Consider the following 13790-nt stretch of genomic DNA (forward strand, 5'->3'; position numbering starts at 1 on the left):
TTTACATACAATTTTAGCAATGATATAAAAAAGACGACCGCGTTCCCCCGCGATCGTCTTTTTTCGTATTACGCTGTGATCCAAGCTTCATTTGCTGGATTTTTACGCCACTCTTGTAATTTTTTCGTTTCAGCTTGTCCGATCATACCTTTTTCTGCTGCAACTTCAGTTAATGCACTGTAATCACTTAAAGAATATGATGCTACGTTTGCTACTTCTAGTTTCTCTTTTCCTGACTCAAGCTCGTATGTGAAGATTGATACGATTCCTAATACTTCACAGCCAGCTTCGCGAAGTGCTTCTACACATGTAATTGCACTACCGCCAGTTGAAATTAAGTCTTCCACTACTACTACTTTTTGACCTTTTTCAGCTTTTCCTTCGATTTGGTTCCCTTTACCGTGACCTTTTGCTTTACTACGCACGTAGCACATTGGTAAATCCATACGATCGCTTACCCATGCAGCGTGCGCAATACCAGCAGTTGCTGTTCCTGCAATAACTTCTACAGTTGGGAAGTGCTCTTTAATTAACTCTTCTAATCCAGCTGCAATCGCTTGGCGTACTTTTGGATAAGATAAAGTTAAACGATTATCACAATAAATTGGTGATTTTATACCAGAAGACCAAGTAAATGGGTCATTCGGTTGTAAAAATACTGCTCCAATTTCTAATAAATGCGATGCGATTTCTTTTTTCATACTGTTACACCTTCCCACTGTTGTTTTACTGTTTTATACGCTTCAAGCGGATTTTCTGCTTTTGTAATACTACGTCCAACTACGATGTAGCTTGAACCAAGTTCCCTCGCACGTTTCGGTGTTGCTACGCGCACTTGGTCATTTACATCATCGCTTGCAAGACGAATCCCTGGTGTTACTGTTACAAATTCATTTCCGCATACTTCACGTAATTTTGGTACTTCAAGTGTTGAACAAACAACTCCATCAAGTCCACTTTCTTTCGTTAATTTTGCATAATGAGCAACCGCTTCTTCTAACGTTTTCTCAATGCCAATCTCTTTTTTCATCATAGCTTCCGAAGTGCTTGTTAATTGTGTAACGGCAATACAAATCGGTCTCTCTTTTCCTTCTTGCTTACCTTCCTCTAATCCCTCAATCGCAGCTTTCATCATACTGCTTCCCCCAGCAGCATGAACATTTACCATATCTACATCTAGACTAGCTAGGCTACGCATAGCGCTTTTTACCGTATTCGGAATATCATGAAGTTTTAAATCTAGGAAGATTTTATGTCCTTTTTCTTTTAAGTACGTAATAATTGCAGGACCTTCTTTGTAAAACAACTCCATACCAACTTTGACAAATAACTCTTCCCCTTCAAAGTGGTGTAAGAATTGTTCTACCTCTTGTTTCCCTGGAAAATCTAGTGCAACGATTAACGACTGTGACATGTTTGCTTCCAGCTCCTTCCTTGACATTCCGAAATATGATCAAATCCTAATTCATCTAGTAATGCTGGTAATTCTTCAATAATTGTCGGACATACGAACGGATCGATAAAGTTCGCCGTTCCAACTGCAACCGCGCTTGCGCCCGCATAGAAGAATTCAATTACATCTTCCGCTGTTTCAATACCACCCATTCCGATGATCGGAATGTTAACAGCTTGACTTACTTCATGTACCATACGAATTGCTACTGGCTTAATCGCAGGCCCGGATAGTCCGCCCGTACGGTTTGCTAAAATTGGTTTTGCAGTTTTTAAATCTAGACGCATACCAAGCAATGTATTAATCATCGTTAAACCGTCCGCACCCGCATTTTCAATTGCTTTTGCAATTTCCACAATGTTTGCCACGTTCGGTGACAATTTCACATATACCGGTACTTCAGAAACCTCTTTTACTCGCTTCGTTAAATCAGCAGCAATTTCAGGATTTGTACCAAAAGCGATACCACCCGTTTTTACGTTTGGACAAGAAATATTTAATTCTAGCGCATGAACATTAGGTGCCTTTGAAATCGCCTTCGCAACCGCTACGTAATCCTCAGCTTGTGAACCCGCAACGTTTGCAATAATCGGAAGATCAAATTGCTCGAGAAAAGGTAATTCAGAATTCATTACCTTTTCTAATCCAGGATTTTGAAGCCCGATTGCATTTAGCATTCCGCCTGGTGTTTCAGCAACACGAGGCGTTGGGTTTCCATAACGAGGTTGTTCTGTTGTCGCTTTAATCATAATTGATCCAAGTACACTTAAATCATAGAACTGTGCATACTCACGACCAAATCCGAAGCAACCAGATGCTGGGATGATTGGATTTTTTAATGATAACCCTGGTAATTCAACTTGCAATCTGTTCATAGTACAACCTCCCCGATTGGAAATACTGGTCCGTCGCTACACACCTTCTTGTAAGAATGTCCACTCGGATCCGCTTGCAAATGGCATACACATGCGAAACATGCTCCGATACCACAGCCCATACGTTCTTCTAATGAAATGTAGGCTTTTCTCTCCTTATAGCGTCCTTCTAATGCACGAAGCATCGCTAAAGGTCCACATGAGTAGAGAATGTCAAAGTCAATTCCATAGCTATCGATTACATCTGTTACAAACCCTTTTGTACCATTTGTACCATCAACTGTTGCAACATACGTATCACCAAGTTCTGCGAATTTCTCTTCATAGAAGACAACATCTTTCGTTTGGAAACCTAAGATGTGAATAACGCGTACTCCTTTTGCTACAAGACGCTGTGACAATTCATATAGTGGTGGTACACCAATTCCCCCACCAACTAATAGAGCCGTTTGTCCAGATTCCGCTTCTTCTACAGGAAATCCATGACCAAGTGGTCCTAACACATCTACAAGTTCACCTTGTTTTCTTTTCGCTAATGTTTTTGTTCCTTGTCCTTCCGCACGATATAGCATTGTAAATTCGTTCTTGTCTTGATCGACATTACAAATACTAATTGGGCGGCGCAGAAGGGGCGTAATGCCCTCTGCTACCTTAATGTGTACAAACTGTCCTGGATCGTTCATTTGCTGCACTAAATCCCCTTGAAGCACTAATTCGTAAATGTTTTTTGCGATTTCTTTTTGGTTAACGACGATCATATTTTGCTTTTGCATCATGCATGTACCACCTCGTGACGCTTCGTTTGCGTAATTTCTTTCATTGAATGAGCTGAGAATGTCATAGATTCTAATACTCTCAAGATTGCTCTCGTTGTATCAAGTGATGTTAAGCAAGCCACACCATTTTCTACTGATTCACGGCGAATGCGGAAACCATCACGCGCTGGTTGTTTTCCTTTTGTTAATGTATTGATTACAAACTGCGCTTTCCCTTGACGGATAATATCAAGTAAGTTGTAGTCTTCAGAATCAATTTTGTTTACAACTTGCACCGGAATGTTTTGTTCTGTTAGCGATTGTGCTGTTCCTGCTGTTGCTAATAAGTTATAGCCGATTTCATGGAAGCGTTTTGCAATTTCCAGCGCTTCTTCTTTATCTTTATCCGCTACAGTGATGATTACTGATCCGTGCGTTGGAATGTTAATTCCTGAAGCAACAAGTCCTTTATATAATGCTTTTTCAAGCGTTAAATCTTTCCCCATTACTTCCCCTGTTGATTTCATTTCAGGCCCTAATGTTGTATCAACTGAGCGTAGTTTCGCAAATGAGAATACCGGTGCTTTTACATACACTTCCTTCTCTTCTGGGTGATAGCCAGTTCCATATCCTTGTTCTACAAGGTTTTGACCTAAAATAACTTTCGTTGCGATATTTGCCATCGGTACGCCTGTAATTTTACTTAAGAATGGTACTGTACGGCTCGCACGTGGATTTACTTCAATTACATACACTTCATCTTTGAATACTACAAACTGAATGTTTAGTAATCCAACAATGTTTAAACCTTTTCCAAGCCCAATTGTATGTTCAATAATTTGTTCTTTTAGTTTTTCAGATAAGCTCTGTGGTGGATATACTCCAATTGAATCCCCAGAGTGAACTCCAGCGCGTTCGATATGTTCCATAATACCTGGAATGAATACATTCTCACCGTCTGAAATTGCATCTACTTCAATTTCTTTACCAACCATATAACGGTCGATTAATACTGGGTGATCTGCGTGAACTTTAACCGCATTTTTCATGTAGTGCAGTAATTCTTCTTGACGATATACGATTTCCATCGCACGTCCACCTAGTACGTAAGATGGTCTTACTAATACTGGGTAACCAATTTTGTCAGCGATCGCTACTGCTTGCTCTACAGTCGTTGCTGTTTTACCAACTGGTTGCGGGATACCAAGCTTTGTTAAAGCTGCTTCAAACTTATCACGATCTTCTGCACGGTCTAAATCTTCAAGTGATGTTCCTAAGATTTTCACACCATGTGCTTCTAATTTAGCCGCTAAGTTAATTGCCGTTTGTCCGCCGAATTGGACGATAACACCTTCTGGCTTTTCTAAATCGATAATGTGCATTACATCTTCGATTGTTAATGGTTCAAAGTATAATTTGTCAGAAATACTGAAGTCTGTTGAAACTGTTTCTGGGTTGTTATTAACAATGATTGCCTCATATCCAGCTTCTTTTATTGCCCATACCGAGTGAACTGTTGCATAATCAAACTCAACACCTTGACCAATACGGATTGGACCAGATCCTAGTACAACTACACTCTTACGATCTGTTACAATCGATTCATTCTCGTCACCATATGTGCTGTAGTAGTATGGTGTTGCAGATTCAAACTCTGCCGCACAAGTATCTACCATCTTATAAACAGGAGTCATATTGCTTTCTTTACGCATATCGTAAATTTCACGCTCTGTTTTGTTCCAAGCATTGGCGATGTAATGGTCACTGAAGCCCATTTCTTTCGCAGATTGTAACACTTCCATATTTCCTACATTCGCTTTTACTTCGCGTTCCATGTTTACGATATTTTCAACTTTTTGTAAGAAGAAGAAGTCCATTTCACACCATTCGTTGATTTCTTCTTTCGTTACACCTTGACGGATTGCTTCTGCTACAACGAACAGACGCTCGTCATCAGCTTTTATAATACGCTTTTTCATCGTTTCTTTATCAAGCTCTTTTAAGTGGTCTAACTCTAGGTGATAAACGCCAAGCTCTAAAGAACGAATCGCTTTTAATAATGATTGTTCTAAGTTACGTCCGATTGACATAACTTCACCAGTTGCCTTCATTTGTGTACCAAGTGTTCTGTTTGCTGATTCAAACTTATCAAATGGCCAACGTGGAATTTTTGAAACAACATAGTCTAATGCTGGCTCGAAGCAAGCGTATGTTTTTTGTGTTACTGGGTTTATAATTTCATCTAATGTTAAACCGACTGCAATTTTCGCCGCTAGCTTCGCAATTGGATATCCAGTTGCTTTAGATGCTAGTGCAGACGAACGACTCACACGCGGGTTTACTTCGATTACATAGTATTGGAAGCTATGTGGATCAAGTGCAAGCTGAACGTTACATCCACCTTCAATTCCTAATGCACGAATAATTCTTAATGAAGTGTTTCGTAACATTTGATATTCACGGTCACTTAATGTTTGGCTCGGTGCTACAACGATAGAATCACCTGTGTGAACCCCAACCGGATCGATATTTTCCATGTTACATACTACAATCGCGTTATCATTCGAATCACGCATTACTTCATATTCAATTTCCTTACAACCGGCAATACTCTTTTCTAATAAACATTGTGTTACTGGGCTGTGTTTTAATCCACCTGATACGATTTCAATTAGTTCTTCTTCATTATTACAGATTCCGCCACCTGTTCCCCCCATTGTAAATGCTGGGCGAACAATAACTGGATAACCAATTTCTTTTACAAATTCATGTGCTTCTTCCAGCGTATGAATAATCGTGCTAGATGGAATTGGTTCATTTAATTCCTGCATTAATGTACGGAATAAATCACGATCCTCAGCTTGCTCGATTGCTGATAATTTTGTTCCTAAAATTTCAACTCCGCACTCTTCAAGTATGCCTGATTTCGCAAGTTCAACAGCCATGTTTAGGCCTGTTTGACCACCTAATGTTGGTAGGAGTGCATCTGGACGTTCTTTACGAATGATACGGCTTACGAATTCTAATGTTAATGGTTCTATATATACTTTATCTGCTGTTGCAGTATCTGTCATAATTGTTGCTGGGTTAGAGTTAACAAGGATTACTTTGTAACCTTCTTCTCTAAGAGATTGACAAGCTTGTGTACCAGAGTAATCAAACTCTGCTGCTTGCCCAATTACAATTGGTCCTGATCCGATTACTAAAATTGTGTTAATGTCTAGGCGTTTTGGCATAACTCTTCCCCTTCTTTCTTGAAGTTTTCAATCATTGCTAAGAAATCTTCGAATAAATCATTTGCATCTTCTGGTCCTGCAGAAGCTTCTGGATGGTATTGCACTGTAAATGCCGGGAACTTCGTATGACGAAGACCTTCTACTGTTCCATCATTTAAAGCAACATGTGTAATTTCCAGTTCTGTATTTCCAACTGATTCTTCTTCTACTGCGTAACCATGGTTTTGAGATGTAATTGCTACTTTTCCAGTTGCAAGATTTTTTACTGGATGATTTAAACCACGGTGACCGAATTTTAACTTACTTGTATTCGCACCAGATGCCAGGGCGAACAATTGATGTCCTAGGCAAATCCCGAATAAAGGAACTTTACCAATAATGTCTTTTAACATTTCAATTGCTTCTGGTACATCTTTTGGGTCCCCAGGTCCATTACTTAACATAATTCCATCTGGGCTAAGGCGTAGAATTTCTTCTGCTGTTGTATTGTAAGGTACAACAATTACATCACAATCACGCTTATTTAATTCTCGTAAAATACCATGTTTCATTCCGAAGTCTACAAGTACAACTCGGTGTCCACGGCCTGGACTTGGATATGGATCTTTTGTTGATACGCGTTTCACATGATCTGTAAAGACAGTTGCTTTCAATTGGCTAACGATGTCCTCTACATCCACATCCATATTGCAAAGACGTCCGCGTAAAGTTCCATATTGACGAATTTTTCTTGTTAATTTTCTCGTATCAATTCCTGCTAATCCTGGGATATTTCTTTCTTTCAAGTAATCATTTAGCGAAATTTCATTACGGAAGTTTGATGGGTGATCACAAATTTCGTTTACGATTAAACCATTTACAGATGGGTGAATTGATTCAAAATCATCACGGTTAATGCCGTAGTTTCCGATTAATGGATACGTAAATGTTACGATTTGACCGCAGTATGATGGATCAGATAAAGTTTCTTGATATCCAGTCATCCCAGTTGTAAATACAACCTCACCTGACTTTTCTATTTCTCCTCCGAAACCTTTTCCAATTAATACTGTTCCATCTTCTAAGATAAGTTGTCTTTTCATACTAATGCACTCTCCTTTTGCCATGCGATCTTACCACCAACGATTGTCATAACCGGCCAACCTTGGCATTTCCAACCTGCGAATGGTGTGTTTTTTCCTTTTGATAAGAATGTTGTTGGATCAATTTCTTCTTCTTGTTCTAAATCGATAATTGTAATATCAGCTGTTCTACCTTCTGTTAGGCGCCCTGCTTCTAAACCGAATGTGTCAGCTGGTTTTTCTGTTAAGAATTGAATCAGTTGCTCTAATGTAATGATTCCTTTTTTCACAAGGTTTGTATATAAAAGCGGGAATGCTGTTTCAAAACCAGTAATTCCGAACGGTGCTCTTTCAATCCCTTGCGCTTTCTCTTCCGCAGTATGCGGTGCATGGTCAGTTGCGATCATATCAATTGTTCCATCTAATAGTCCTTCAATTAACGCTGCATGATCTTCTTTTCCTCGAAGCGGTGGATTCATTTTAAAGTTAGGATCAGCCGATGGGATATCATCTTCACATAATACTAAGTGATGCGGTGTTACTTCTGCTGTCACCTTAATTCCAGCACGTTTCGCGTCACGGATTACACGTACAGATCCTTTTGTACTTACGTGACATACGTGGTAGTGACAATTTGCAGCTTCCGCAAGTAAGATGTCCCGGGCAATATGTACGGATTCACATACTGATGGGATACCGTTTAATCCGTGTTTCTCAGAAAACTTCCCTTCATGTACACATCCTTTATTAATAAGTGTGTTCTCTTCACAGTGTGCAACAACTGCCATATTTAATTTCGATGCACGCTTCATTGCAGCTAACATCATGCTTGCATCTTGCACGCCTACGCCATCATCAGTGAAAGCAAACGCTCCAAGTTCTTTTAACGTTTCAAAATCGGTCATTTCAGAACCTGCTTGACGTACTGTAATTGCTCCATATGGTAATACATTTACATGTGCTTTTTCTTTAATACGCTTTTGCAGGTCTTCCATATGTTCTTTACAATCTGGTACTGGGCGTGTGTTTGGCATTGCGCAAATTGTAGTAAATCCACCTTTTGCTGCTGCAAGTGTTCCTGTTTCAATTGTTTCTTTATGTTCACCACCTGGTTCACGAAGATGAACGTGTACATCTACTAATCCAGGTGCGATTAACTTTCCATTTACATCGATTACTTCAGCATTATCTGCCGTAATATTTTCTGCTACCTTCGCAATTTTACCGTCTTGTACGAGAAGATCTGTTGCTACAATTGTTCCTTCTGCATTCATATAACGACCATTTTTAAACAAATAATTCATGTTTCATTCCTCCTAATACATTTGGTAATGCGCGTTTTAGTACAGCCATTCTTACGTAGACCCCGTTTTCCATTTGCTTGAATATGCGTGAGCGTTCACACTCGACAAGTTCACTCGCAATTTCAACATCACGGTTTACAGGGGCTGGATGCATAATAATGCTTCCTTCTTTCATACGTTTTTCTCTTTCAACTGTTAACCCATGTTGCTCGTGATACTCTTTCATAATGTCTGTTTCATAATGGTCATGACGCTCATGTTGTACACGAAGTAACATCATCACATCCACTTCTGGAACAAGTTCATCTAAACTCTTGTACGTTCCAAATGTGTTCTCTTCATCTTTCCACTCTTCTGGGCTTGCAAAGTAAATTGTCGCGCCCAGTTTCGTTAATGCTTCTGCATTAGAACGTGCTACTCGGCTATGACGAACATCCCCAACTATTGCAATCTTCAAACCTTCAAATCTTCCAAACTCTTGTTTAATTGTTAGAAGATCGAGTAGACATTGCGTTGGATGATTTCCACATCCATCTCCAGCGTTCAAGATTGGGATATTCACCTGATCTTTTAATTCATCGAAGTAACGATCTTGCTCATGGCGGATGACTACCGCTTTTGTTCCGATTGATTCTAGTGTTCTTATCGTATCGTATAAAGTTTCTCCTTTTTGTACGCTAGATGCATCTGCGGAAAAGTCTAATACTTCAAGTCCTAATCTCTTCTCAGCAACTTCAAAGCTAAATCTCGTCCTCGTACTATTCTCAAAGAACAAGTTCGCAACAAATGTTTGCTCTGTCGTTTTTCTCTCTTTTCCATTCGCGAAATCTTCTGCGTCTTTTAGGATTTCTGAAATTTCTTGTTCCGATAATTCACTCATCGTTAACAAATGGCTCATCGTCATCCCTCATCTTTCTGTTTTTTATGATAACACCATTGAATTTATATAACAATAACTGTATAAAAATACCCTAGTCTTTGAGACTAGGGTGCGTTAAAGTAGCCACCCTTTTCTATCTCACAGGACTGAATTAAAAGGTTATTTTTATGAAGCAATCTGCTTAGATTGTTTTGTTTTATTTGTTTGTTTTGTCTCTGGTAGTAGTAGATTTAATAGTACACCTACAATTGCTGCTAGCGCCATTCCTTCTACTTGGAACGATTCACCTACGTGCAGTACCGCTCCGCCAATACCGATTACTAGTATAACTGATGCAATCATTAAGTTTCGTTTGTCACCTAAGTCTGTTTTATCGTCTACCATCATACGTAAACCACTTGATGCGATTACACCGAAGAGTAAGATTGATACACCACCCATAACTGGTGTTGGAATCGAATGAATCAGTGCTGAAATCTTCCCGATAAATCCAAACATGATTGCGAACACTGCTGAACCGATGAATAAGTATACACTGTATGCTCTCGTAATTGCTAGCACACCGATGTTTTCACCGTACGTTGTATTCGGTGGTCCTCCTATTAGTGATGCGATCAATGTTGCTATCCCATCACCGAAGATTGAACGATGTAAACCTGGTTTTTCAATTAAATCTCTTTTAATAACATTTCCAAGTACAATTTGATGTCCGATATGTTCTGAAATTGTTACAAGTGCAACTGGCACCATTAAGAGTACAATTTTCCATGAAAACTCCGGAGTATATGTTACAAACGGTACTGTGAAGTCTGGTATGACAAACCATTTTGCCTCAGCTACTGGTTTTAAATCTACTAGCCCTTGGAAGTAAGCGAATATATACCCGCCGATGATTCCAAGTAGCACTGGTATGATACTGAAAAATCCTCTCCCGAATATGGAGCAAATGATTGTAATTGCTAATGTTACTAATGCTACTGAAAAGTGTGTAATGCTATACTTACCATCCGCACCGTTCATCGCCATGTTCACTGCTGTATGTGCTAAAGATAAACCGATTACCATTACGACTGGCCCAACTACGATTGGCGGAAGTAATTTCATAATCCATTCTGACCCAGATTTCTTAATTCCGAGTGAGATTAAGATGTAAACAAGTCCCGCAAGCATTCCTCCAAGCATCGCTGCTCCAGGTCCACCTGCTGTTTTCGCTGTAATAATTGGTGCAATAAAGGCGAATGATGATCCTAAATACGCTGGTACTTGACCTTTCGTTATTAGAAGAAACGCTAGCGTTCCTAATCCACTTGATATTAAAGCTACTGATGGATTCAGTCCTGTTAAAAACGGAACAAGCACTGTTGATCCAAACATCGCGAACAAATGTTGTATACTTAATAAAAACCATTTTCCCGGTTTCGGTACTTCATGAATGTCTAACACTGGCTTTTGCTCCATTGTTACATCCTCCTTCAGTTTTAATTTTTGCAATAAAAAAACTCTTTGTGCCTGTGCACAAAGAGTCCTACACTTTCGTATGCCAAATTTGACATATGAAAGCCAAGACCCTTTGGCAGCCTCACAGGACTACATTTAAAAGGGCTTTACTTATCGTATATGCTTACTCGATCTTGTTGATCTGTCTCTTGCAAATCAACTTCGATACGCTCTTCACTAGATGTTGGAATGTTCTTTCCTACATAATCAGCGCGAATTGGTAATTCACGATGACCTCTATCAACAAGAACAGCCAATTGGATTTGTGATGGTCTACCTAAATCCATAAGAGCATCCATTGCTGCTCGAACTGTTCTTCCTGTATATAACACATCATCCACAAGGATAACTTTTTTCTTCGTAATATCTACAGGAATATCAGAACCTTTTACAAGTGGTTCTTTATGTTTCGATTGTAGTGTTAAATCATCACGATACAACGTAATATCTAACTCTCCTACTTCCATCTCTTTTCCTTCAATTTGACCAATTCGTTCTGCCAAACGTTGTGCAATAAAAATTCCACGTGTTTTTATTCCGACAAGAACACAATTATCGACACCTTTATTTCGTTCCACGATTTCATGACTAATTCGTGTTAAAGCGCGGCGAATCATTTGGTCATCTAAAACGACAGCTTTCTCTTGCATGCTCTACACCTCCAAGTTTTTTTCTTGCGTGAGAGTAATGGTATAAAAAAAGTCCTCTCAGCGTGTGCGAGAGGACTTTTGAAAAAAGGGTACAACACACCCTAAGTATTTCAAACCGTTACCTTCTCAACCTCACGGGGCTGTGTTAAAGGATCATTATTTAACTGTTGTCAGTATCTCAGTTTTCTTATGATTTGTCAATACTATTTCCGTAAAATATTTAGCGCTTCTTCAAACACTTCTGGAATCGGTGCCTCAAACTCAATATATTCACCAGTACGAGGGTGATCGAAACCTAAAATCCCTGCATGAAGTGCTTGTCCATTCATATCTAATGTTTTCTTCGGACCATACTTTGGATCCCCTGCAAGTGGATAACCAATATATTTCATATGAACACGAATTTGGTGTGTACGTCCCGTTTCTAAGCGGCATTCTACAAGTGTGAAATCCTTAAATCGCTCTAACACTTGGAAATGTGTAACTGCATTCTTACCATTTTCATCAACAGTCATACTTTGACGTTCTTTTTTATCACGACCAATTGGAGCGTCAATTATTCCTTTATCATGTGGAATTACACCATGTACAATCGCTTTATAACGTCTTGTTACCGTTTTTGCTACAAGTTGATTTACAAGTGATTCATGCGCCATATCATTTTTAGCAACCATTAATAATCCAGATGTATCCTTATCAATACGGTGTACTATACCAGGACGCATTACACCGTTAATACCTGATAGGTCTGTACAATGATGCATAAGTCCGTTTACAAGCGTACCCTTCGTATGCCCTGGTGCTGGATGTACTACCATGCCACGCGGCTTATTTACAACTAGTACATCGGCATCTTCATAATAAACTTCTAAATTCATATCTTCCGGTTGAATATCTAACTCTTCTGGCTCGGGAATTGTTACTGTAATTTCATCATTTCCTTTTACTTTATAATTCCCTTTAACTGATTTCCCATTTACTGTCACAACAGCATCTTTAATCCATTGCTGCACTTGTGAACGTGACCATTCACTGTTTATTTCTGCAACGAATTTATCAATTCGCTCGCTTTTTTGTTCTTCTGCGACTGTTACTTGTACTACTTCACTCATTCAATTACTCCTTCGCTTTCTTTCCTTCTAATACTGTTTGAATAATAATTAATACAACTCCAATACATAATGCTGAGTCAGCTATATTGAATACCGGATAGTTGTACGAGAAAATATACACGTGAATGAAATCCACTACTTCTTGTCTAAATACACGATCAATAAAATTGCCAATTGCTCCGCCTAAAATTAGACCTAATGAAATACCTAGAAGCTTGTCCGTTTTCGCATATTTTTTCATATAAAATACGATAAATGCTACGAAAATGACTGTAATAATGTAGAAAAACCACATTTTATTTTCTAAAATACCCCAGGCAGCTCCTCTATTTCGATGAGATGTTATGTATAATACATTATCGATAATCGGAATGCTCGTACCCAATTCCATGTTCTTTACAATTAGCCACTTCGATATTTGATCGATGGCAATGACAAATAACGCTATTACATAATATATCATTTTCATTTCCCCCACAAAGACAGTGTACCTCAAAATTTTAGCATAGCTGCTACCTTTTCACAATGAACCTTTGTAGAAGAATAAAATAAATTAAAAAAAGGTAACATAATATCGTTGTGCGTATTTCATACATTTACCTTTTCATAGAAAAATTCATGAATAGTACGAGCAGTCGGCATTGTTTTCATTTGTTTTGTAGAAATCGCTCTTCCAGTTTCTTCACAAATACCGTACATATCTATTTCCATTTTAAACAATGCACGTTCTACATCTTTTAAATCCTCTTTTATATCATGTAATAGCAATTTTTTCTTTGTCTCTTCCTTTATTTCGTATCCAAGTTCTTGCCCAAATTCCATATAGTATGTGTGCATTACTTCTTTCGCCAATCTATCTTGCAACTCTTTTCTCATCAATTGTAATTCTTCTTTTATTTCCATATAAATTTCATTCACGTGTACATTCCTCCCAGCTGCAATGTACAATTAGTGTGTCCGAAATTTC

Annotated in this window: 13 protein-coding genes; all 13 read right to left on the reverse strand. The window is 38.8% G+C overall.

Translation table 11 applies throughout. The features are described from left to right. Window positions 1-68: 68 nt before the first annotated feature. Window positions 69-701: an orotate phosphoribosyltransferase gene (gene pyrE, locus MR066_RS09250; RefSeq protein ID WP_002142936.1), complete on the reverse strand. Its 633-nt coding sequence runs from the start codon at window positions 699-701 to the stop codon at window positions 69-71. Beyond that, on the reverse strand, window positions 698-1414 hold the full coding sequence (pyrF, locus tag MR066_RS09255) for an orotidine-5'-phosphate decarboxylase (RefSeq protein ID WP_000083510.1): 717 nt from the start codon (window positions 1412-1414) through the stop codon (window positions 698-700). The genes pyrE and pyrF overlap by 4 nt, the downstream gene beginning before the upstream one ends. Further along, window positions 1399-2328 (reverse strand): dihydroorotate oxidase B catalytic subunit, encoded by a 930-nt coding sequence (pyrD, locus tag MR066_RS09260; protein WP_002088238.1) that lies wholly within the window; start codon window positions 2326-2328, stop codon window positions 1399-1401. The genes pyrF and pyrD overlap by 16 nt, the downstream gene beginning before the upstream one ends. Further along, window positions 2325-3104, reverse strand: a complete 780-nt coding sequence (pyrK, locus tag MR066_RS09265) for a dihydroorotate oxidase B electron transfer subunit (RefSeq protein WP_242246907.1) — start codon at window positions 3102-3104, stop codon at window positions 2325-2327. Before pyrK ends, pyrD begins: the two co-directional genes overlap by 4 nt. Next, window positions 3101-6319 (reverse strand): carbamoyl-phosphate synthase large subunit, encoded by a 3219-nt coding sequence (gene carB, locus MR066_RS09270; RefSeq protein ID WP_002165154.1) that lies wholly within the window; start codon window positions 6317-6319, stop codon window positions 3101-3103. Before carB ends, pyrK begins: the two co-directional genes overlap by 4 nt. Beyond that, window positions 6304-7401 (reverse strand): carbamoyl phosphate synthase small subunit, encoded by a 1098-nt coding sequence (locus MR066_RS09275; protein ID WP_002121861.1) that lies wholly within the window; start codon window positions 7399-7401, stop codon window positions 6304-6306. The genes carB and MR066_RS09275 overlap by 16 nt, the downstream gene beginning before the upstream one ends. Continuing rightward, window positions 7398-8684, reverse strand: a complete 1287-nt coding sequence (gene pyrC / locus MR066_RS09280; protein WP_002088243.1) for a dihydroorotase — start codon at window positions 8682-8684, stop codon at window positions 7398-7400. The genes MR066_RS09275 and pyrC overlap by 4 nt, the downstream gene beginning before the upstream one ends. Continuing rightward, complete coding sequence (gene pyrB / locus MR066_RS09285; RefSeq protein WP_002128846.1) at window positions 8668-9582, reverse strand: aspartate carbamoyltransferase; 915 nt, start codon at window positions 9580-9582, stop codon at window positions 8668-8670. The genes pyrC and pyrB overlap by 17 nt, the downstream gene beginning before the upstream one ends. 147 nt (window positions 9583-9729) lie before the next feature. Continuing rightward, window positions 9730-11022, reverse strand: coding sequence for a uracil permease (gene uraA, locus MR066_RS09290; RefSeq protein WP_061689332.1), 1293 nt, complete (start codon window positions 11020-11022; stop codon window positions 9730-9732). A 146-nt stretch (window positions 11023-11168) separates the two neighbouring features. Next, entirely contained in the window at window positions 11169-11711 is a 543-nt protein-coding gene (pyrR, locus tag MR066_RS09295; protein ID WP_001156489.1) for a bifunctional pyrimidine operon transcriptional regulator/uracil phosphoribosyltransferase, read from the reverse strand. A 203-nt stretch (window positions 11712-11914) separates the two neighbouring features. Beyond that, entirely contained in the window at window positions 11915-12823 is a 909-nt protein-coding gene (locus MR066_RS09300; protein ID WP_002033761.1) for an RluA family pseudouridine synthase, read from the reverse strand. 4 nt (window positions 12824-12827) lie between these two features. Continuing rightward, window positions 12828-13286, reverse strand: a complete 459-nt coding sequence (gene lspA / locus MR066_RS09305; RefSeq protein ID WP_002128849.1) for a lipoprotein signal peptidase LspA — start codon at window positions 13284-13286, stop codon at window positions 12828-12830. 125 nt (window positions 13287-13411) lie between these two features. Next, window positions 13412-13741 (reverse strand): TraR/DksA C4-type zinc finger protein, encoded by a 330-nt coding sequence (locus MR066_RS09310; RefSeq protein WP_002014715.1) that lies wholly within the window; start codon window positions 13739-13741, stop codon window positions 13412-13414. Window positions 13742-13790 lie beyond the last annotated feature (49 nt).

The sequence above is a fragment of the Bacillus cereus group sp. BfR-BA-01523 genome, assembly GCF_022662615.1.
Taxonomy (GTDB): Bacteria; Bacillota; Bacilli; order Bacillales; family Bacillaceae_G; genus Bacillus_A; species Bacillus_A mycoides.